Origin of the sequence: Sphingosinithalassobacter sp. CS137, assembly GCF_014334115.1 — a bacterium.
Taxonomy (GTDB): Bacteria; Pseudomonadota; Alphaproteobacteria; order Sphingomonadales; family Sphingomonadaceae; genus Sphingomonas.
Map to the genome: position 1 here is coordinate 1,207,890 of NZ_CP060494.1, position 19,088 is coordinate 1,226,977.

The window sequence follows — 19,088 nt, forward strand, 5'->3', positions numbered from 1 at the left end:
GCGCGGCTCAGTCGCCGCCCGCCTGTCCGCCGCCGTACATCACGCTCTTCAGGTTCATGAACTCGTGCAGCCCCCAGGGCCCCAGCTCGCGGCCGTGGCCAGAGCGCTTCACACCGCCGAACGGTGCTTCGGGCGTCGAGGCGAGCATCGTGTTCACTGCCGTCATTCCCGCTTCGATGTCGCGCACGAAACGCTCGATTTCGGCCTCGTCCTGCGTGAACACGCTCGATCCCAAGCCATAGGGAACGTCATTGGCGATAGCGATCGCCTCGTCGATGTCGCCTGCCTTGAAGACCATCGCGACCGGGCCGAACACTTCCTCCTGCGCCGTCTCGCTGTCGCGCGGTACGTCGGTCAGCACGCCGGGTGTCATCCATGCTCCCTCGCGGTCGATCTTCTCCGCGCCGAACAGCAATGTCGCGCCGGCTTCCTTCGCGCGGGCGACCTGCTCCAGCACGGCGTCGCGCTGCCCGATGCTGGAGAGCGGCCCCAACTCGGTATTCTCGTCCATCGGATCGCCGATCCTCACTGCCTTCATTCCCTCCGCGAACCGATCGAGGAATTCGTCATAGACGTCGCTGTGCACGATCATCCGCTTGGCGCAGATGCACGACTGGCCCGCGTTCTGGACGCGCGCCTTCACTGCGTTCTTCACCGCGGCATCCATGTCGGCCGAGGGCATCACGATCAGCGGATCCGACCCGCCGAGTTCGAGCACCACCTTCTTGAGCGCGCGGCCCGCCGCCTCGGCTACCTTCGCGCCTGCGCCCTCGCTGCCCGTCAGCGTGGCCGCCACCACCCGATCGTCAGCGATGATATCGGACACCTTGTCGGACTTGATGGGCAGGTTCTGGAACACGCCGTCGGGCGCGCCCGCGGTACTCACCATCTGCTGGATCAGCGCTGCGCATCCCTGCGTGATCGAGGCGTGTTTCAGCAGCCCGACATTGCCCGCCAGGATCGTGGGCGCCAGGAAGCGCACCACCTGCCAATAGGGGAAGTTCCACGGCATGATGGCGAGCACCGGCCCCTGCGGCAGCCACCGCGCCACCGCCTTGCCGCTCGCCGTGTCGATCGTCACCGGCTCCAGATGCGCGGGGCCCTGCTCGGCATAATAGCGAAAGCCGGCGACGCATTTCTCGACCTCGGCGATCGCCTGCGCGATCGGCTTGCCCATTTCGGCAGTGCAGGTTTCGGCGAGGTGGCGCTTGTTCGCCTCGAACCGGTCGGCGATTGCGATCAGCAGTTCGGTGCGCCGCGCGATGTCGCTGTCGCGCCACGAGCGGAATGCGGTCTGCGCCCGCTCCAAGGCGAAGTTGACGCCCCCGTCGTCGATTTCGGGTATCGCCTCGCGCTGCTCGCCGGTGGCGGGATTGATGCTGGTGAACATGGCCGCTCCTTTTGCTCGCTCCCACAACCCGCCGGTCCATCGGGAGTTGCAATCGCGCCATCGCCTGCCGCATAGCGCGGCCATGGCAGAGGATACGGATATCGCCGAGCTTTCGTTCGAAGCGGCGTTGAAAGAGCTGGAGCGGATCGTCGCGCGGCTCGAAAGCGGCGAGGCGCAGCTTCAGGAAGCGATCGACCTCTATGAGCGCGGCGACCGGCTGCGCCGCCAGTGCGCCGCGCGGCTCGACGCGGCGCAGGCGCGGATCGAAGCCATTCGCGTCGATGCCGAAGGGCGGCCGACCGGCGCCGCTCCGTTCGACGCCGGCTGATCCGCCCGTGACGCACGCCTCGCTCGCGCTGTCCGCGGCGCTTCGCGAAGTCTCGGCGGAGATCGATCGGCGGTTCGATCTTCTCCTGCCGGTCCCCTCCGATCCGCGCGAGGATCTGTATCGGGCGATGCGCCACGCCGCGATCGGCGGCGGCAAGCGACTGCGGCCGCTGCTCGTGTTCGCCACCGCCCGGCTCTTCGGTGTCGATCACGATCCGATGGGCCGCGTCGCGACGGCGATCGAATGTATCCACGTCTATTCGCTGGTGCACGATGATCTGCCGGCGATGGACGACGACGATCTGCGGCGGGGCAAGCCGACCGTTCACAAGGCCTATGGCGAAGCGGCTGCGATCCTGGCGGGCGACTGCCTCCACGCGCTCGCCTTCGAAATCCTTGCCCATGAGGCGACTCATCCCGATCCCTTCGTCCGTGCCGAGCTGATCGGCGAACTCGCGCGCGCATCCGGCGCGGGGGGCATGGCAGGCGGGCAGATGATGGACCTGGTGGCGGAGCACAAGAGCTTCGATCTGCCGACGGTCACACGGCTCCAGGCGATGAAGACCGGCGCGCTGATCGCTTGCGCGGTCGAGGCGGGCGCGATCCTGGGCCGGCTGGCGCCGGAGGGCCGCACCGGCCTGCGCGGCTATGCGCACGACCTGGGCCTCGCCTTTCAGATCGCCGACGACATTCTCGACGCGACCGGCGATGAGCAAAAGGCGGGCAAGCGGCTGCGCAAGGACGGGGCAGCGGGCAAGGAGACGTTCCTCACGCTGCTCGGGCTCGATCGGGCGCGCGAACAGGCACGGATGCTGGTCGACCAGGCAGTCGAGCATCTGCGCAGCTATGGCGCAGAGGCCGACCTTCTGCGCGATATCGCCCGTTTCGTGCTCGAGCGGGACCGGTGATCGCGACCGGTCGCTACGGCAGCCGGAATGCGCACGACTTGTTTTTCGCGTTGAACCGCTGAAGGGTGTCGCGCGCAGGCGACAACAGAGGGTCCGCGAAGATCATGACCACCCGCACCGGTGTCTATCCCGGCACCTTCGATCCGATCACGCTCGGCCACATGGACATCATCCGGCGCGGCGCGAAGCTGGTCGACCGGCTGGTGATCGGCGTGACCACCAATCCTTCGAAGAATCCGATGTTCGCGGTCGAGGAACGGATGGCGATGGTGAAGCGGGAGGTTTCGTCGCTGGAAGGCGAGATCCACGTCGTCAGCTTCGATTCGCTGCTGATGGACTTCGCCGAGCGCGAGGGCGCGAGCGTGATCGTGCGCGGCCTGCGCGCCGTCGCCGATTTCGAATATGAGTATCAGATGGCCGGCATGAATCAGCAGATCAATCCGCGCATCGAGACGGTCTTCCTGATGGCGGACGTGTCGCTCCAGCCGATCGCCAGCCGGTTGGTGAAGGAGATCGCCCTGTTCGGCGGAGCGATTCACAAGTTCGTGACACCGGCGGTCGAAGCGGAAGTGGTGGCGCGGGTCGAGAAGATCGGCCGCAAGGGCTCCGGCTGAGGCACACGTTCGGAAGGGCTTTGCCTGGCGCGCCGAATTGCCTAAACCGCAGACGATCCCTGTCTTCGATCGGAACTGACTTCATGCGTTTCGTTGCCGCGCTCTTCGCCTTCCTTGGCCTGTTCTCCGTCGCGCCCGCCGCGGCCCAGGTGATCCCAACCAACCACCCGACGCCGCCCGCCACAACCGATCTCGAGAATCTCTGGCTGCTCGATCTTTCGAGCGGTGGACGCGTGACTATCTGGCTGCGCCCGGACGTCGCGCCCAAGATGGTAGAGCGCGTGAAGACGCTGACGCGCGACGGCTTCTACGACGGCCTCACCTTCCACCGCGTGATCGAAGGCTTCATGGCACAGAGCGGCGATCCGCTGGGCACCGGAGCGGGCGAATCGGAGCTCCCGGACGTCGAGGCGGAGTTCAACTATCTTCCGCATGTGCGCGGCGCCGTATCCGCAGCGCGCGAAAGCGCACCGCCGGACGCAGACGAGGCAACCGAAACCGCGGCGAACAACAGCGCCAACAGCCAGTTCTTCATCACCTTCGTGCCGCGCCTGTCGCTCGACCAGAAATACACGGTGTTCGGCCGCGTCATCGACGGCATGGAGCATGTCGACGCGATCACGCGCGGCGAGCCGCCGGCGAACCCCACGCGCATCCTCCACGCCTATATCGCCGCCGACAATCCCCCGCCGTATCAGGCGCCGGCGCGCGTGCTTTCCGAAGGCGAGGAAGAGATCACGCTGCCGCCGAGCTGAGGAAGCGACGGGCGATCTCCGCCCGCGCCGGAACCGACCCCATTCCCCGGCCGGACGAGAATTGTGAACGTCGACCTTTTCGATTTCGAACTCCCGCCCGAGCGGATCGCGCTGCGTCCCGCCAGCCCGCGTGATCACGCGCGCATGCTGGTGCTCGACGGGGACGCCACGCGCGACCTGCACGTCCATGACCTGCCGAGTCAGCTGCGCCCCGGCGACCTGCTCGTCTTCAATGACACGCGCGTCCTCCCCGCACAGCTCGAAGGCAGGCGCGGCGAGGCGAAGATCGGCGCGACACTGCACAAGCGCGAGGGGCCGCGACGCTGGCGTGCGTTCATCCGCAACGCCAAGCGGCTGCGTGAAGGCGACGCCATCGACTTCGGCCACGGCGTGGTTGCCGTTGCCGGCGCGCGCGGCCACGACGGCAGCTTCGCGCTCGATTTCGCCAGCGACGAGCCCGTCGAGCTGCTGCTCGAGCGCGCCGGCACCATGCCGCTGCCGCCGTACATCGCCAGCAAGCGCGGCACCGATGCACGCGACGCCGAAGACTATCAGACGATGTTCGCGCGGGAGGCTGGCGCCGTGGCCGCTCCCACCGCCGCACTGCATTTCACGCCCGGGCTGATGACGGCGCTGGGGCAGGCGGGGATCGGCCATGCCACGCTGACGCTTCACGTGGGTGCGGGCACTTTCCTGCCGGTCAAGGCCGAGGACACCGACCAACATCGCATGCATGCCGAATGGGGCCGCATCGACCGGGCCACGGCCGATCGGCTGAACGCCGTACGCGCGAGCGGCGGACGCGTGATCGCGGTCGGAACGACCAGCCTGCGGCTGATCGAAAGCGCCGCCGACGAAGGCGGCACGATCCACCCTTTCGAAGGCGACACCGCGATTTTCATCACCCCGGGCTACCGGTTTCGCGGCATCGACGGGCTGATGACCAACTTCCACCTGCCGCGCTCGACGCTGTTCATGCTGGTATCGGCGCTGATGGGGCTGGAGCGGATGCAGGCGGCCTATGCCCACGCCGTTGCGGCCGACTATCGCTTCTATTCCTACGGCGACGCGAGCCTGTTGCTGCCGGAGCGCTAGTATCACCCGCCCGCTCACCGCTATGAAACGGCCAATGGGCGCGAATCACGACCACCATCATCACGCCCCTCCGCGCGACTTCGGCCGCGCCTTCGCGATCGGCACGGTGCTCAACCTGGCATTCGTCGGCGTCGAGGGAGCGGCAGGGATCGTCACCGGCTCGATGGCCCTGCTGGCCGATGCGGGCCATAACCTGTCCGACGTGCTGGGGCTGCTGATCGCCTGGGGCGGTGCCGAGCTCGCGAAGCGACCGCCGTCGAAGCGGTTCACCTATGGGCTGCGCAGTTCCTCGATCCTCGCCGCGCTCGCGAACGCCATCCTGCTGCTGGTCGCGGTCGGCGCCATTGCGCTGGAGGCGAGCCAGCGCTTCGCCGATCCGCCGCCGGTGCCCGGAGCGACCGTGATGCTCGTCGCCGGCATCGGGATTCTCGTGAACACCGCCACCGCGCTGCTCTTCGTCAGCGGGCGCAAGGGCGATGTGAACGTACGGGGCGCCTTTCTCCACATGGCGGCGGACGCCGCCGTGTCGGCGGGCGTCGTGATCGGCGGGGCACTGATCCTCTTCACCGGGGCGCGGTGGATCGATCCGCTCGCGAGCCTGCTCATCGTCGCGGTGATCCTCTGGAGCACCTGGGGACTTCTCAAGGAATCGCTCACGATGGCGCTGCAGGCCGTGCCGAGGAACATCGATGCCGATGCCGTCGCGGATGCGCTGCTCGCGCTGCCGGGAGTGGCGCGGCTCCACGATCTTCACATCTGGCCGATGAGCACCACCGAAGCCGCATTGACCGCACATCTCGTCATGCCCGAAGGGCATCCGGGCGACGCATTCCTCACCGACCTCCAGCACCGGCTGGCGCATGACTTCGGGATCGACCATACCACGGTGCAGATAGAATTGGGCAATGGAGCGGAGTGCAGGATGCATGGAAGAGGGTGCGGCGATGCCTAGCGCCGCAATGCCGAAGCCAGCCCCGGAACTAGCGCCGCCCGCGTCTGAGACGGCGGAACAGTCCCCGATCAGGCTCGTCATCTTCGATTTCGACGGCACCCTGTCCGACAGCGGCGAGTGGTTTCTCTCGGTCGTCGATCAGCTCGCCGCGCGGTTCCGCTTTCGCACTGTCGTCGACGGTGAAGTCGAGATGCTGCGGCACAAGAGCACGCGCGAAGTGATCCAGTATCTCGGCATTCCCAACTGGAAGCTGCCGTTCATCGCGCGCTACATCCGCAAGCTCGTCTATCGCCGCCACGGAGAGATCCACTTGTTTCCGGGCGTCGGCGACTTGCTCGACCGGCTAGCGGCGACCGGCGTGCAGCTCGCGCTGGTCACGTCCAACTCCGAAGCGAACGCTCGCGCGATCCTGGGACCGGAGAATGCCGCAAAGTTCGACATCTGGGCATGTGGTTCGTCGCTGTACGGCAAGGCGCCCAAGTTTCGGCGCGTGCTGAAACGGGCGCGCGTGAGCCCTGCCGAGGCGCTGGCGATCGGCGACGAGACGCGCGACGTGGATGCCGCGCGCGAAGTCGGGATGCGCGCGGGATCGGTGCTTTGGGGCTATGCGAGCGAAGAGGCGCTGGCCGGTGCCGCGCCGAATGCGCTGTTCCGGCAGATCGACGAGATCGCAGAGTTCGTGGCGCGTCACCAGTAAGCGGCGCGGCGGCCGGGATTCAGCCGCCGCCGATCCCTTCGATCACCTTGCCGCTGCCGTCGCACTGCGGGCAGGTGCCGCCGTCGATCATGCCTGATCCGCCACAGCGGGGGCAGATATTCTCGCCGGTACCCGGGGTGCCGGCCGCCGCCTCGTCGCCGGGACTGGTTTCGGATGTCATCGCCCTTCTCCTTTCAAATAAGGAACGAGCGGCCTCCGGGGGAGGTCCGTAGGGCCGGGCGCTTCAGGACATGAGCGCGTTCCGGCGCTCGTCCACGATCGCACGCGCGGCCTCTTCGGGAATGCCGATCCCGCTCAACAGATCGAGCGAGAGGCGCAGGCTGGCCTCGGTGGTCTCCGGGACCGCGCCGGTCGCGCCGCATGCGATCAGCCGGCGGGCATGTTCGGCGTCGCGCGCGCGCGCGAAGACCGGCACCGCGGGCCAGGCGCGGTGGACGGCACGCACCACATGCTCGGACGCGCCGTGCTGACCCATGGTGGTGGCAAAGGCCAGCGCACTGTGGATGCCGAGGCGATCGAGCACATCGGGCCGGCTCGCATCCCCGAAATACAGCGGAACGCCGCGCCTTCGATGCTCCGCGACCAGCTCGGGATCGAGATCGAGCGCAACATAGGGAATCCGGCTTTCCTCAAGCGTTCGGGCGAGCATCTGGCCGACTCGACCAAAGCCGCCGATCACCACGCGTTCCTGAGCGTCCTCCGCGGCGAGCGGCGCGTCGGCGCCCTTCGCCCTCCTGGCCAGCGCCGCGCCCGTCCAGCGTGCCAGCGCCGCAAGGCCGGGCGTGAGAAACATGGTGACGACCACGACGAGGAGCATGAGCTGGCCAAGCTCGCGCTCCATCACGCCCACCGCCAACGCCGCAGTGATCGCGACGGCCGCAAATTCGCCGCCTTCGCCCAGCAGGATCGCGGCTTCGGCGGCGACCGGCGTGGAAAGCCCGAAGGCTCGACCGAGCGGATAAAGGACCAGCGCCTTTAGCACGATCAGCCCGAGCGCAGAGACCAGCACCAGCCCCAGCTGGGACCAGACTGCGAGCGGATCGAGGCTCATGCCGACCGAGACGAAGAACAGCGCGAGCAGCAGGCCCTTGAACGGCTCGATATCGCTGTTGATCTGGTGGCGATATTCGGTCCCGGAAAAGATCAGCCCAGCAAGAAAGGCGCCGAGCGCCATCGAAAGGCCCGCGCCAGCCGTGAGCATCGCCGTACCGAGAATGAGGAGCAGTACCGCCGCCATGAACTGTTCACGGCTTTTCGAGGCGCTCGCGATACGCAGCAGCGGCCGGACCACCAGCCTTCCAATGACGAGAATGGCCGCGATGATCAGAATGGCGCTGCCGATCGCCTGCAGGCCGGACAGGAGCACGGGGCCTGCGCTCCCAGCTCCCAGGATGCCGACGAGGAACAGGATCGGCACAATGGCGAGGTCCTGGAACAGCAACACACCGAATGCAGCGCGACCGGCGGCCGTCGACAGGCGGAGCTGCTGCGAGAGAAGCTGAACGACGATCGCAGTCGAAGACAGCGCGAGGCACAGGCCAAGCACCACGGAAGCCCTCGGCGCATTGCCAAAGGCATAGGCGATCAGGCCGATCGCTACCGCGCTGATCCCGACTTGCGCAGCGCCGAGCCCGAACACGAGGCGGCGCATCGCCCAGAGCTGGGCCACCGAAAGCTCGAGGCCGATCATAAACAGCAGAAAGACGACGCCGAGCTCGCCGACCGTGGCGACACCGGCCGGGTCGTTGATCACGAGCAGCTCGAGCGCCGGCCAGCTGTCCGTCAGCCGTCCGAGCCCGTACGGACCGATCAGCAGGCCGACGCACAGAAAACCCAGCACCGGGCTGATCCTGGCGCGCTGCGTGAGCGGCATTACCAGCCCCGCTGCCACGAGAAAGAGAATGATCTCCTTCAGAAGCGGGAAATCAGCGTGCATGACCTGTCGGAGCGCTGCCGCCTCGCAACGGAGTCCGCCCCGTCACTTGCTGCCGCGTACCATGAGCACGTCGCACGCGGCGGCGTTCAGCATCTCGCTGGCGCGGCTGCCGATCGTCGCATGCGCGAAACCGCTGCGGCCATGCGTTCCGAGCACGAGCAGGTCGAATCGGCCCTCCTTCAGCATGCTGCCAAGTCGGCCCTGGAGATCGCCGAGATCGACGATGTGCGACACCCGTTCCCTGGCGCCATCGGACAGATGCGCCGATTCGAGGAACCGTTTCATGTCGCGATCCGCCTGCTGCTGAATCTCAGCCTGCGTCGAATCCTTGTCTAGAAAGGCTTCATAGGCGGAGTGGCAGTTGTGCCAGACGGTGATCGCCGCATCCGGGAACAGGCCGGCCGCCGTCTCGAGGGCATGTCCCGCACATTCCGAGAAGTCGGTGGCGACCAGAAGCTTTCGATACGGCACCTGCGCCCTCTGTTTCACGACCAGCACGGGGACCGGCGAGTGACGGACGAGATGGTCCACCGCGGTGCCGAGTACATAATCGAGGATGCTGTTGAAGCGCGCCGCGCCGGTGACGATCAGTATCGACTCGCGCGCTGCCGCGACCTCCAGGATCTCGTGCTGGACCCGTCCACGGCGGATCTGGATCTCGACCCTTCCGGCCACCTGACCGATCACCGATTCGAGCGCCTCGCGGGCATGCTCCTCGATCTTCGCATCGCCGCCCTCGCCCTCGACGACGTGCACGAGCAGGACCGAGGCCGACAGCTGCTCGGCAGCCAGGAACGCCCGATCGGTCGGGCGATCCGAACGTGCGGTGAGGTCGGAAGCCAGCAGGATCGTGTTGGAGTGAGTCATCGGATTCGCTCTCCTTTGCGTTCAGTGCGACAGCAGGACCGGCAGCGTGGGCGCCGCGATCAGGCTGCGGGTGGCGCCGCCGAGAATGAACTCGCGCATCCGCGAGTGGCCGAAGGCACCGGCAACCAGCAGGTCGGCGCCGACCTGAGCGGCATGGTCCAACAGCGCCGCGCCGGCATTCTTGCCGTCCGCCGCGATCTCCACGCACTCGGCCGCGATCTCGTGGCGCGCGAGATGTTCGCGGACCGAATCGAGCCCCGGACCGTGTCCGAGCGGCTTTTCGCCTCCGACCGCCACGATCCGGACCTCGCGCGCCGCGCGGCACAGCGGGATCGCGTCGGCGAGCGCGCGCGCCGCCGCCCGTCCGCCGTCCCAACCGAGGATCACTCGGTCCCAGGGCTGCGCACGGGCGCTCTCGGGAAGGAGGAGCACCGGCCGGCCGGATCCGAACACCAGCCCCTCCGCAAGCGATTCCTGTTCCGGATCGCCGTGCACCGGCAGCACCAGCAGATCGAACAGCCGGCCGCGTGCGGCGACCTGCGCCGCGGCGGCGCGGGAAATGCAGTCGACCAGCATCTGTTCGCCCCGGACCGTCTCGGGCACCTGCGCGACAAACGCCTCGGCGAGCCGCAGCGCATGTTCGCGGCTCAAGTCATTCTCGCGCGCGATCACCTCGTTGGCGCCGACCAGCCGATCGGCGAGGAAGTTGGACACGCGCGGAATGTGCACCTGACACAGCGCTACCGAGATGCGCGCATCGAAGCGTTCGGCAAGGCGAACCACGGGATCGAACACCCAGTCAGGGGTCGGCGATGGATAGCTTGCAAGCTGCAGAAGAATATCGCGAATCACGGTCGGTCTCCTCAAGGACAGCTTCGCCGTCCTGCCGCGCGCTTCCGATCCGCAATGTCCCTTACGCGAGTGGCAGGCTTGCCTCGGCCTCCAACCCACCCCCAGCGCTGCCGGCAGGCTTGCCTCGCCGGCCCCGCCCAGTAAGGACTGCCGAGTGACCCATCCCCGTTTCGAGTTCACCATCCGCGCCACCGACGGCAAGGCGCGGCTCGGCACCATCGCGATGCGCCGCGGCGAAATCCGCACGCCCGCCTTCATGCCCGTCGGTACCGCGGCGACCGTGAAGGCGATGAAGCCGCAGGACGTGCGCGCATCCGGCGCCGACATCCTGCTTGGCAACACCTATCACCTGATGCTCCGCCCCGGCGCCGAGCGCGTCGACCGGCTCGGCGGGCTGCACGGCTTCATGGGCTGGGATCGGCCGATCCTCACCGACAGCGGCGGCTATCAGGTGATGAGCCTCGCCGATCTCACCAAGCGCAGCGAAGACGGCATCGTCTTCAAGTCGCACCTCGACGGCTCGAAGCATCTGCTCAGTCCCGAGCGGTCGATGGAGATTCAGCGACTGCTTGGTTCCGACATCGTAATGGCCTTCGACGAGCTGGTCCCGACCACCGCGACGCGCGAGGTGCAGGCGGCCGCAATGGAGCGTTCGATGCGCTGGGCGAAGCGTTCGCGTGCGGGTTTCGATTCGGGCGGCGCCCATGCCGCACGCGCCGCGCTGTTCGGCATTCAGCAAGGCGCTCTCGACGAAGGACTGCGCAAGGCAAGCGCCGAAGCGCTGAAAGACGTCGGCTTCGACGGCTATGCCGTGGGCGGGCTCGCAGTGGGCGAAGGCCAGGAGGCGATGTTCGGCGTGCTCGATTATGCGCCAGGGCAGCTCGACGCCGAAAAGCCCCGCTACTTGATGGGCGTGGGCAAGCCCGACGACATCGTCGGTGCTGTCGAGCGCGGCATCGACATGTTCGACTGTGTGCTTCCCACGCGCTCGGGCCGCACCGGCCAGGCATTCACCCGCACCGGCCCGATCAACATCCGCAACGCGCGCTTCGCGGAGGATCAGGGGCCGCTCGACCCCGCCTGCGCCTGTCCGGTGTGCGGCACGTGGAGCCGCGCCTATCTCCACCACCTCGTCCGGGCGGGCGAGATCCTCGGCGCGATGCTGATGACCGAACACAATCTCTATTTCTATCAGCAGCTCATGGCGGACCTTCGCGCGGCGATCGGCGAAGCCCGGCTGAGCGCCTTCGCGCGGGACTTCCGCACGCGCTATTCCGGCGAATGACGCGCCAAAAATTACCTTAACCATCAAGCGTTTCGGCGCGGGACACGCCGAAATCGGCAGGCGCGGCGCGGCGCGTGTTGCGTTATTCTGGCGCCATGGCGAGTGGAACCCAGGCACGGCCGTTTTGGCGGCGGTTCACGCGGATGCAGGCGCGCGGCGTCGGCGCGGCCGTTCTCGTGTCGCTCGTCGGGGCAGGGTTTTCGGCGCAGGCGCTCGGCCCCGCCGAACCGATCCGCGCCGAAGGACCGCCCGCGCCAGCCGGCTATGAAGCCGACGATCATTTCCCCGGTGCCGCCTACTTCTTCGTCGTGGACGATGAAACGGCCTCGGCGGGCACGACGGGCACTGCGCCGCTGCCCGACCTGCCTGTGCCTGCGGACGCAGTGATCGACGCCTCGATTCATCCGGCGGCGCCCTTTGCCTCCCGCGGGAGCGGGACGGACAAGGCACGCGCGTTCCAATGCCTCACCACCGCCATTTACTATGAAGCGGCCAACGAGCCGGACGCCGGGCAGCGCGCGGTCGCGCAGGTGGTGCTCAATCGCGTGCGCCATCCCGCCTTCCCCGCCACGGTGTGCGGAGTCGTGTTCCAGGGTTCCGATCGGCCGGTCTGTCAGTTCAGCTTCGCCTGCGATGGATCGATGACGCGCCGCCCGTCATCGACCGCATGGCAGCGGGCCGAGCGCGTGGCGAAGGCAGCACTTTCGGGCAGCGTCTTCGCGCCCGTCGGCCTGGCGACGCATTACCACACCCATGCAGTGACGCCTTCGTGGAACCGCAGCCTGGTGATGACCGGCGTGTTCGGAGCGCATTTCTTCCATCGCTGGAAAGGCTATTGGGGCACTCCCGCAGCGTTCCGCGACCGGTACCGCGGCGGTGAGCCTGCGCCGGGCCCGTCGCGATCTGCCGCGCAGGTTCAGGCGTCGCCGGCCGCCGCACCGGAAGCGGCCGTGCCTGCGGTCCGCCCGTCCCCGCCGTCGGACACTGCAATCCAGCCGCGCCATCGACAGACCAGTACGCTGCTTGCCGAGACGGACGTGCCCGAACTCCCGCAATCGACCATCCTGCCGAAATGGGAAGGCACCGGACAGCCGCTCCGCTAGCCCTGCCGCGAGAGAAGGGGCCCCGCCGCTTCCCGGCGAGACCCCATCTCCTGCTTGCCGACCCGATCAGCGGCGGCCGCCGCGATGCTCATAGCTGCGGTAGTCGTTCGCCCCGCGATTCTGGCCGCGCACCTGGCGGTCGTTCCGTTCGATGCGGATCTGGCGCGACAGGGCATCGAAACGACGGTCAAGATCGCGGCGCTCGGCCATGGTCAGCCCGGGGCGGCTGCGACGATATTGCGCCTCGATCCGTTCGAGCGCTCGGAACTGCTGGCGAAGGCGCACCGCCTCCTGCCGAGTCACCGATCCGTTGCGGACGCCCAGATCGATCCGGCGATCGAGATTTGCCTGGCGCTGGTTGATGTTCTGCCACTGCTGTGGCGCGGGCGCAGCGATGGCGGCTGCGGGAATCGCGGTGGCGGCCATGCCGATGCCAGCCAGAACGAATGCGATCTTCTTCATGAGTGACTCCTCTACGCTACGGGACCGCCTCGGCGGCCTGGGCTTCTTTTCGAGGATGCTTGTCGCGCGGGTGTGGCGCCAGCGCCGCTGATGTGTCGCAAGCTGTCGCGCCGCGGTTCGCGCGGTTCAGCTTCGCGGCTGAAGAAGCCCACGGAGAACATGTTTGCGTTGCAAACCGGCTCGTCTATGGTGCCGACATGGCACGCTTCGATATCGACGATCTGGACGAGGTCATTCACGGCCGTCTGCGGCTCGGCATCATGGCTTATCTGATCGACGCCGAGGCCGCCGACTTCACCGAGTTGAAGACGCTGTTGAACGCCACCCAGGGCAATCTCTCGATCCATCTGCGCAAGCTGGAGGACGCCGGCTATATCGCGATCGAGAAGCGCATCATCGATCGCAAGTCGCTGACTCGCGCCCGTCTGACGGACGCCGGGCGCCAGGCATTTGCCGTCTATCTTCAGGCGCTCGGCAAGCTGCTCGCGCCCGGGGGCTAGGCTGCTTCCAGCAGCCGTTCGGCCTGGGCGCGCGCTTCGTCCGTGATTTCGGCGCCCGAGAGCATACGAGCGATCTCCTCGCGGCGCTCCGCCTCGTCGAGCGGCGTGACGTCGGTGCGCGTGACGATGCCGTCATGGCTCTTGGCGATCAGCAGGTGGCGGCGTCCGCGCGCGGCGACCTGCGGGCTATGGGTCACGACCAGCAGCTGCGTGCGCGCCGCCAACCGCGCCAGCCGCTCGCCGATCGCGCTCGCGACGGCGCCGCCGACACCGCGATCGATCTCGTCGAAGATCATCGTGCCCGCCGCGCCTTCTTCCGCCAGCGCGACCTTGAGCGCGAGGATGAAGCGCGAAAGCTCGCCTCCGCTCGCGATCTTGATCAGCGGCGCGAAGGGAGCACCGGGATTGGTGGAAATCTCGAACTCGACTCGGTCGCTGCCCGCCGGACCCCATTGCGCCTCGGGAAGCGGCTCGACCGTCGTGCGGAATCGCGCGGCGTCGAGCTTGAGCGGCGCCAGCTCCGACGCCACCGCGGCATCGAGCCGCGCCGCCGCCTCGACACGCGCGCCGGACAATGACTCGGCCGCTTCGACATAGGCGCGGTGCGCCGCCGCCATTGCGCGCTCGAGCGTCGCGATGCCTTCTCCGCCGCTCTCGACTCGCGCCAGGCGGGCCGCAAGTTCGCCGGCCAAAGCGGCGAGCTCGTCGGGCTGGACTCGATGCTTGCGCGCGAGGCCGCGTAGTTCGAACAGCCGCGCCTCGTCGGCTTCGAGCGCTGCGGGATCGAACGCCAATGCTTCGGCGGCCAGATCAACCTGTTCCTGCGCCGCCGCCGCCTCGATGATCGCGCGATCGACCGCGCCGAGTGCTTCGGCGAGCGCCTCGTGATCCTCGGCGACGCGTTCGAGAACGCGCGCCGCCTGCCGCAACCGACTGAGGCCGCCCTCCGAACCTTCTAGCAGGTCGGCGACCCCCTGGAGATCGCCGGCGATCTTTTCGCCGCGCTGCATCGCCGCGCGCCGCTCGGCGAGAATGGCCTCCTCCCCCTCCTCCGGCGCGAGCGCGTTCAGCTCGGCGACGGCATGTTCCAGCCATTCGCGATCGCGCTCGGCGAGTTCCTGTTCCTCGCGTGCAGCGGCAAGGGCATTCTCCGCCTCGCGCCAACGACGATGCGCCACCGCCACCGCGCCGGCATCGAGCCGCCCGAACGCATCGAGCAGCGCGCGGTGCCCGCGCGCGTTGAGCAGCCCCCGATCGTCGTGCTGGCCATGGATTTCGACGAGGTGCTGCCCCAGCTCACGCAGCAGCCCGGCCGAGGCGGGCTGATCGTTGATGAAGGCGCGGCTGCCGCCGTCCGCCTTTACCACGCGGCGCACGAGCAGCGGCTCGCCCGGCTCCATGTCGAGTCCGTTCTGCGCGAGCAGTTCGGCGACCGGGCCGCGTTCCGGCGGCGCTTCAAAACTGGCACTGACAACCGCCTGCGCCGCACCCTGCCGAACCAGTCCGCTGTCGCCGCGCGCACCCAGCGCCAGCCCTAGCGCGTCGAGCAGGATCGACTTTCCCGCGCCCGTCTCACCGGTGAGCACGCCCAGCCCCTCGCCGAACTCGAGGTCCAGAGCCTCGATCAGCACAACGTCACGGATGGAAAGCGCCGTCAGCATGCCTGGCCGACCTTACGCGTTCGGCGTCTCCGGGAAAGCAGGAAACGACGGCTCAGTTAGGTGCCGCGCCGGCCTGCGCCGCGAGCTGGGGCGCATGCTCCTGCATCAGCGCATAGGCCCGCTCATACCATTGGCTGCCCGGATAGTTGGTCCCCAGCACCGCGGCCGATTTCAGCGCCTCCTGCGGGATGCCGAGCGCCAGATAGCTCTCGGTGAGCCGCATCAGCGCCTCAGGAGCATGAGTCGTCGTCTGATACTGGTCCACGACCGAGCGAAAGCGCAGCGTCGCCGCCAGCCACTGGCCGCGATCCTGATAATAGCGGCCGATCTCCATTTCCTTGCCGGCGAGATGGTCGCGCAGCAGATCCATCTTCAGCCGCGCATCGGCAGCGTAGCGCGTCTGCGGATAGCGCCGCGAAAGCTCGCCCAGCGCGTCGAGCGCCTGCTGCGTGATCTTCTGATCGCGCTTAACGTCGCTGATCTGCTCGTAATAGCTCAGGCCGATCAGATAATAGGCATAGGGCGCGTCGCGGTTGCCCGGGTGCACCGCCAGGAAGCGCTGCGCCGACTGGATCGCCTCGGCATAATCCTGATTCATGTAATAGCTGAAGGCACTCATCAGCTGCGCCCGGCGCGCCCAGATCGAATAGGGATGCTGGCGCTCGACTTCGTCGAACAGCTGTGCGGCCTGCTGGTAGCGGCCACGGTCGAGCCGGTCCTTCGCCGCCGTGTAGAGCGTTCCCACGTCGCGCGCGACATAGGGAGTATCGGCACGGCCGCCGGAGCTGGCGCAACCGGCGACGAGGATGGCGAGCGTCGCGACAAGAGCCGGAGCGAACGTGCGGAACTGAGGACTACGCATATGCGCCGTCTTAGCCGAGCCGCGCGGTCGCGAACAACATCTTTCGCGCGGTGCGAATTCCGCGACAGGCAATGCGCGGACGGCTATATCGCTCCGCACCTGCTTCGGAGACGACCTATGACCGCCACTCTCCTCGCCACCCATCGAGTCGAGAAGCCCTGGGGCAGGCATAGCCTGTGGCCCGGTTTCGCCGACCCTGGCGCGGACGGAGCCCCGGTGGGCGAAATATGGTTCCAGACGCCGGGCGACTCCGCCCCTGACCTGCTCATCAAATATCTGTTCACCAGCGAGAAGCTGTCGGTGCAGGTGCATCCGAACGATGCGCAGGCACAGGCGCGCGGCCTGCCCCGCGGCAAGGACGAATGCTGGGTGATTCTCGATGCCGAACCCGATTCGACGATCGCACTCGGCACCAGAGAGCCTGTCGATCGCGAGACGCTGCGTCGCGCCGCGCAGGATGGATCGATCGAGCAGCTGCTCGACTGGAAGCCGGTGAAGGCGGGCGACTTTTTTTATTCGGCCTCGGGCACGATCCATGCGATCGGCGAGGGCATCACGCTGATCGAAGTGCAGCAGAATTCCGAAACCACCTACCGCCTCTACGACTATGGCCGCCCGCGCGAGCTGCACCTCGACGAAGGGCTCGCCGTCGCCGATCCGCGACCTTTCGTTCCCCACCCGATCCCCGGCAAGGTCGCCGACGATCGAACGATTCTGGTGGAAGGGCCGAAATTCGTGCTCGAGCGCTGGCCCGGCGGGCACCGCATGGTGCGGCTGGCGGAGGGGCAGACCGGCTGGCTGGTGCCCGTCACCGGCGGAGGGGTGGTCGATGGCGTGCCCTTCCGGGCGGGCGAATGCCTTACGCTGAGCGGCACCGCCGAGATCGAAGCCGAAGTGGGCAGTGACCTGTTGTTCGCCTATCCCGGCGAGCGGCGGATCTAGGCACGAGCGACCTTGATCGCCGCCGGGCGCCACATCCCCGTATACTGCATCGTGCTGACCCGTATGCGATCAGAGAATGCCCCAGGTCAGCAGCAGCCGGCCGCCGCTGACGATCGCAACGAGCAGATTCAGGTTCCGCCCCTCATTACGGTCGGACAACACGCCGAGCGCAAGCCCCACCAGCGCTATCGGAAATACGAGCCAGTTGAGCAGCGAAACGATCGGCAGCAAGGCCGGGATCGCGAGCAGCAGCGCTATCGCGCCGACTATCAGGGAAAGAATGTTCAGCATGACCCTAAGATGGGCGTTTCGGGGTGTATTGGCAAGATAAAACGCTCAGCTCGCCAGCGGAATGAGCACTTCGTTGCGCCGCAGCGGCCCCGGCAGAAAGGGTGAGGTGTAATATGCATGCTCGACCGGACCCGCGGCGCCATAGCCGCGCGCTTCGATCCACCGACGCAGCTCGGCCTCACGCAGCGCCAGCACCGCCTCGTCGGTGTCGCCTGAAAAGCGCAGCGCCGCTACGCGACGCGCCGGCAGCGACCGTATCCGCACCTCGTTCCCCGCCGCGGGCAGAGTCTCCACCGCGCGATCGAAGGGCAAGACGAAGCGCGTGCGCCATCCCCGCCCGTCGCTATCGCCATCCACCAGCACCGGCGCCATCACCGGAATCCGGCTGCCGCTCCGCTCCTTGCCGAGAACATAGTCCGCCAATGTCATGAAGCCGCGCGAAAGCGCAGTATCGCGCAGACCCTCCGAAACGGTTTCCGCCACCACCAGGCCAGGATAGGCGCGCACGGTGATCGCCCCCTCGCGATCTTCGGTTTCGAATGGAACTTCGTCATCGCCGCCGGCAAGCAGCACATAGCCGAGCCCAGCGGCGATCGCCACGGCGACGCCGGCGCCGACGATCCTGGTATTCACTTGCATCAAGCCCTTCCTCGCTGGACGTCCAAACGCCGTCCTCCGCGATCGGTTCCCCGCGGGCGGCTCACCCGAGGCGCGCAGGCCGTCCCACGATTCCTTAACCTTCCGGCGCCATCGTCGGCTGCAAACAGGAGCGATACGAATGATCCGCCGACCGCATCTCCTGCTCGCAGCGCTGCTGCCGCTGGCACTCGCCGCCTGCAGTGGCGGAAGCGAGCAGACGAATGCCGACACGATGGATGGTGAGAATGTCACCGATCCTGCGCTGGCAAGCGCGCTGCAGGACCAGATCATGGTCGACCCCGGCCTGTCGCAGCAGGCAAACGGCGATTCGGTGCGTCCCCCCGGCCAGCCCTATTCGGGCACCGTCCCTCCGGAGGGAGTCGCCGCCAACGGCAGCACCATCGACGGCGAGCTGATGCGCGCGCCGGCTCCGGTGCAGGCCGGGAGCGACTGCGAACAGTGCCAGAACGCCCGCGAATCGGTGACGCTGGGCGGCCTCGCGGCACGCCAGCAAAACCGCGAGCTGGGCGGGTGCGCGGCGGACCTCCAATATTCGGCTTCATGGGCAGAGCGGCTGCCGCGCGACATTCCGCTTTATCCGCACGCGCGAGTCGTCGAAGCCGCAGGCGCCGACGGTGCGGCATGCCAGCTGCGTGTCGTCACTTTCTCCTCGCCGGCGCCGATGCAGACGATGCTCGACTGGTATTACACCAAGGCGGTCCGCGCGGGCTTCACCGCCGAGCACCAGGTCGACGGGGCGGAACATATCCTCGGCGGCACCCGCGAGCGCGACGACGGCGCCTATGTGCTCTTCATGACGCCGCGCCCGGATGGCGGCACCGACATCGATCTGGTGGCGAACAACGGGGTATAGTGGCCGGCGCGCGTAAGGCGCGTCCTTTCCCTGCGCGCGATTCCGCGCTAACCGG

General features: G+C 67.5%; 22 protein-coding genes. 12 read left to right on the top strand and 10 right to left on the bottom strand.

Features of this window, described 5'->3' with window-relative positions:
- Positions 1-7: 7 nt before the first annotated feature.
- Entirely contained in the window at positions 8-1,390 is a 1,383-nt protein-coding gene (locus H7V21_RS05870) for an NAD-dependent succinate-semialdehyde dehydrogenase (RefSeq protein WP_262504023.1), read from the bottom strand.
- Positions 1,391-1,472: 82 nt separating this feature from the next.
- On the opposite strand from H7V21_RS05870, the gene H7V21_RS05875 reads away from it, so the two are divergent.
- From H7V21_RS05875 to H7V21_RS05905, 7 genes are all read left to right on the top strand, one after another.
- The gene (locus H7V21_RS05875; protein ID WP_188055918.1) at positions 1,473-1,718 is read left to right on the top strand and encodes an exodeoxyribonuclease VII small subunit; all 246 of its coding nucleotides are present in this window, start codon (positions 1,473-1,475) and stop codon (positions 1,716-1,718) included.
- Complete coding sequence (locus tag H7V21_RS05880; protein WP_188055919.1) at positions 1,672-2,625, top strand: polyprenyl synthetase family protein; 954 nt, start codon at positions 1,672-1,674, stop codon at positions 2,623-2,625. The genes H7V21_RS05875 and H7V21_RS05880 overlap by 47 nt, the downstream gene beginning before the upstream one ends.
- A gap of 104 nt (positions 2,626-2,729) precedes the next feature.
- Entirely contained in the window at positions 2,730-3,239 is a 510-nt protein-coding gene (gene coaD / locus H7V21_RS05885) for a pantetheine-phosphate adenylyltransferase (RefSeq protein ID WP_188055920.1), read from the top strand.
- An 83-nt stretch (positions 3,240-3,322) separates the two neighbouring features.
- On the top strand, positions 3,323-3,994 hold the full coding sequence (locus H7V21_RS05890) for a peptidylprolyl isomerase (protein ID WP_188055921.1): 672 nt from the start codon (positions 3,323-3,325) through the stop codon (positions 3,992-3,994).
- Between the two features lie 63 nt (positions 3,995-4,057).
- Complete coding sequence (gene queA / locus H7V21_RS05895; RefSeq protein WP_188055922.1) at positions 4,058-5,089, top strand: tRNA preQ1(34) S-adenosylmethionine ribosyltransferase-isomerase QueA; 1,032 nt, start codon at positions 4,058-4,060, stop codon at positions 5,087-5,089.
- 34 nt (positions 5,090-5,123) lie between these two features.
- Positions 5,124-6,041 (top strand): cation diffusion facilitator family transporter, encoded by a 918-nt coding sequence (locus H7V21_RS05900; protein WP_188055923.1) that lies wholly within the window; start codon positions 5,124-5,126, stop codon positions 6,039-6,041.
- A gap of 7 nt (positions 6,042-6,048) precedes the next feature.
- Positions 6,049-6,738 (top strand): HAD-IA family hydrolase, encoded by a 690-nt coding sequence (locus H7V21_RS05905; RefSeq protein WP_188055924.1) that lies wholly within the window; start codon positions 6,049-6,051, stop codon positions 6,736-6,738.
- Positions 6,739-6,757: 19 nt separating this feature from the next.
- Here the strand turns inward: H7V21_RS05905 and H7V21_RS05910 are convergent, their stop codons facing one another.
- From H7V21_RS05910 to H7V21_RS05925, 4 genes are all read right to left on the bottom strand, one after another.
- Positions 6,758-6,919 (bottom strand): hypothetical protein, encoded by a 162-nt coding sequence (locus H7V21_RS05910; RefSeq protein WP_188055925.1) that lies wholly within the window; start codon positions 6,917-6,919, stop codon positions 6,758-6,760.
- Positions 6,920-6,982: 63 nt separating this feature from the next.
- A complete protein-coding gene (locus H7V21_RS05915; protein WP_188055926.1) occupies positions 6,983-8,695 on the bottom strand; it encodes a cation:proton antiporter in 1,713 nt (570 codons plus the stop codon).
- A gap of 42 nt (positions 8,696-8,737) precedes the next feature.
- Complete coding sequence (locus H7V21_RS05920; RefSeq protein WP_188055927.1) at positions 8,738-9,562, bottom strand: universal stress protein; 825 nt, start codon at positions 9,560-9,562, stop codon at positions 8,738-8,740.
- Positions 9,563-9,583: 21 nt separating this feature from the next.
- Positions 9,584-10,414 carry a universal stress protein gene (locus H7V21_RS05925; RefSeq protein WP_188055928.1) on the bottom strand — a complete coding sequence of 277 codons (831 nt, stop codon included), beginning with the start codon at positions 10,412-10,414 and terminating at the stop codon, positions 9,584-9,586.
- A gap of 154 nt (positions 10,415-10,568) precedes the next feature.
- On the opposite strand from H7V21_RS05925, the gene tgt reads away from it, so the two are divergent.
- Both tgt and H7V21_RS05935 read left to right on the top strand, forming a co-directional pair.
- Entirely contained in the window at positions 10,569-11,699 is a 1,131-nt protein-coding gene (tgt, locus tag H7V21_RS05930; protein ID WP_188055929.1) for a tRNA guanosine(34) transglycosylase Tgt, read from the top strand.
- 95 nt (positions 11,700-11,794) lie between these two features.
- Positions 11,795-12,802 (top strand): cell wall hydrolase, encoded by a 1,008-nt coding sequence (locus tag H7V21_RS05935; RefSeq protein WP_262504025.1) that lies wholly within the window; start codon positions 11,795-11,797, stop codon positions 12,800-12,802.
- 66 nt (positions 12,803-12,868) lie between these two features.
- On the opposite strand, the gene H7V21_RS05940 is transcribed toward H7V21_RS05935, so the two are convergent.
- Positions 12,869-13,264: a hypothetical protein gene (locus H7V21_RS05940; RefSeq protein WP_223177051.1), complete on the bottom strand. Its 396-nt coding sequence runs from the start codon at positions 13,262-13,264 to the stop codon at positions 12,869-12,871.
- 197 nt (positions 13,265-13,461) lie between these two features.
- On the opposite strand from H7V21_RS05940, the gene H7V21_RS05945 reads away from it, so the two are divergent.
- Positions 13,462-13,764 carry a winged helix-turn-helix domain-containing protein gene (locus H7V21_RS05945; protein ID WP_188055930.1) on the top strand — a complete coding sequence of 101 codons (303 nt, stop codon included), beginning with the start codon at positions 13,462-13,464 and terminating at the stop codon, positions 13,762-13,764.
- On the opposite strand, the gene recN is transcribed toward H7V21_RS05945, so the two are convergent.
- Together recN and H7V21_RS05955 are read right to left on the bottom strand one after the other, a co-directional pair.
- Positions 13,761-15,425 carry a DNA repair protein RecN gene (gene recN / locus H7V21_RS05950; protein WP_188055931.1) on the bottom strand — a complete coding sequence of 555 codons (1,665 nt, stop codon included), beginning with the start codon at positions 15,423-15,425 and terminating at the stop codon, positions 13,761-13,763. The genes H7V21_RS05945 and recN overlap by 4 nt on opposite strands.
- 52 nt (positions 15,426-15,477) lie before the next feature.
- On the bottom strand, positions 15,478-16,287 hold the full coding sequence (locus tag H7V21_RS05955) for an outer membrane protein assembly factor BamD (protein ID WP_188055932.1): 810 nt from the start codon (positions 16,285-16,287) through the stop codon (positions 15,478-15,480).
- Between the two features lie 117 nt (positions 16,288-16,404).
- On the opposite strand from H7V21_RS05955, the gene H7V21_RS05960 reads away from it, so the two are divergent.
- A complete protein-coding gene (locus H7V21_RS05960) occupies positions 16,405-17,229 on the top strand; it encodes a class I mannose-6-phosphate isomerase (protein ID WP_188055933.1) in 825 nt (274 codons plus the stop codon).
- Positions 17,230-17,298: 69 nt separating this feature from the next.
- Here the strand turns inward: H7V21_RS05960 and H7V21_RS05965 are convergent, their stop codons facing one another.
- Complete coding sequence (locus H7V21_RS05965) at positions 17,299-17,520, bottom strand: hypothetical protein (protein WP_188055934.1); 222 nt, start codon at positions 17,518-17,520, stop codon at positions 17,299-17,301.
- Between the two features lie 45 nt (positions 17,521-17,565).
- On the bottom strand, positions 17,566-18,159 hold the full coding sequence (locus H7V21_RS05970) for an SOUL family heme-binding protein (RefSeq protein WP_188055935.1): 594 nt from the start codon (positions 18,157-18,159) through the stop codon (positions 17,566-17,568).
- 139 nt (positions 18,160-18,298) lie between these two features.
- Here H7V21_RS05970 and H7V21_RS05975 point away from each other — a divergent pair, with 139 nt between their 5' ends.
- On the top strand, positions 18,299-19,033 hold the full coding sequence (locus tag H7V21_RS05975) for a hypothetical protein (protein WP_188055936.1): 735 nt from the start codon (positions 18,299-18,301) through the stop codon (positions 19,031-19,033).
- Positions 19,034-19,088 lie beyond the last annotated feature (55 nt).

Bases quoted from the DNA above. Each gene is read 5' to 3' on its own strand.
- H7V21_RS05870 (WP_262504023.1), bottom strand. From the start codon at position 1,390: ATGTTCACCAGCATCAATCCCGCCACCGGCGAGCAGCGCGAGGCGATA.
- H7V21_RS05875 (WP_188055918.1), top strand. From the start codon at position 1,473: ATGGCAGAGGATACGGATATCGCCGAGCTTTCGTTCGAAGCGGCGTTG.
- H7V21_RS05880 (WP_188055919.1), top strand. From the start codon at position 1,672: ATGCCGAAGGGCGGCCGACCGGCGCCGCTCCGTTCGACGCCGGCTGAT.
- coaD (WP_188055920.1), top strand. From the start codon at position 2,730: ATGACCACCCGCACCGGTGTCTATCCCGGCACCTTCGATCCGATCACG.
- H7V21_RS05890 (WP_188055921.1), top strand. From the start codon at position 3,323: ATGCGTTTCGTTGCCGCGCTCTTCGCCTTCCTTGGCCTGTTCTCCGTC.
- H7V21_RS05900 (WP_188055923.1), top strand. From the start codon at position 5,124: ATGGGCGCGAATCACGACCACCATCATCACGCCCCTCCGCGCGACTTC.
- H7V21_RS05905 (WP_188055924.1), top strand. From the start codon at position 6,049: ATGCCGAAGCCAGCCCCGGAACTAGCGCCGCCCGCGTCTGAGACGGCG.
- H7V21_RS05910 (WP_188055925.1), bottom strand. From the start codon at position 6,919: ATGACATCCGAAACCAGTCCCGGCGACGAGGCGGCGGCCGGCACCCCG.
- H7V21_RS05915 (WP_188055926.1), bottom strand. From the start codon at position 8,695: ATGCACGCTGATTTCCCGCTTCTGAAGGAGATCATTCTCTTTCTCGTG.
- H7V21_RS05920 (WP_188055927.1), bottom strand. From the start codon at position 9,562: ATGACTCACTCCAACACGATCCTGCTGGCTTCCGACCTCACCGCACGT.
- H7V21_RS05935 (WP_262504025.1), top strand. From the start codon at position 11,795: ATGGCGAGTGGAACCCAGGCACGGCCGTTTTGGCGGCGGTTCACGCGG.
- H7V21_RS05940 (WP_223177051.1), bottom strand. From the start codon at position 13,264: ATGAAGAAGATCGCATTCGTTCTGGCTGGCATCGGCATGGCCGCCACC.
- H7V21_RS05945 (WP_188055930.1), top strand. From the start codon at position 13,462: ATGGCACGCTTCGATATCGACGATCTGGACGAGGTCATTCACGGCCGT.
- recN (WP_188055931.1), bottom strand. From the start codon at position 15,425: ATGCTGACGGCGCTTTCCATCCGTGACGTTGTGCTGATCGAGGCTCTG.
- H7V21_RS05955 (WP_188055932.1), bottom strand. From the start codon at position 16,287: ATGCGTAGTCCTCAGTTCCGCACGTTCGCTCCGGCTCTTGTCGCGACG.
- H7V21_RS05960 (WP_188055933.1), top strand. From the start codon at position 16,405: ATGACCGCCACTCTCCTCGCCACCCATCGAGTCGAGAAGCCCTGGGGC.
- H7V21_RS05965 (WP_188055934.1), bottom strand. From the start codon at position 17,520: ATGCTGAACATTCTTTCCCTGATAGTCGGCGCGATAGCGCTGCTGCTC.
- H7V21_RS05970 (WP_188055935.1), bottom strand. From the start codon at position 18,159: ATGCAAGTGAATACCAGGATCGTCGGCGCCGGCGTCGCCGTGGCGATC.
- H7V21_RS05975 (WP_188055936.1), top strand. From the start codon at position 18,299: ATGATCCGCCGACCGCATCTCCTGCTCGCAGCGCTGCTGCCGCTGGCA.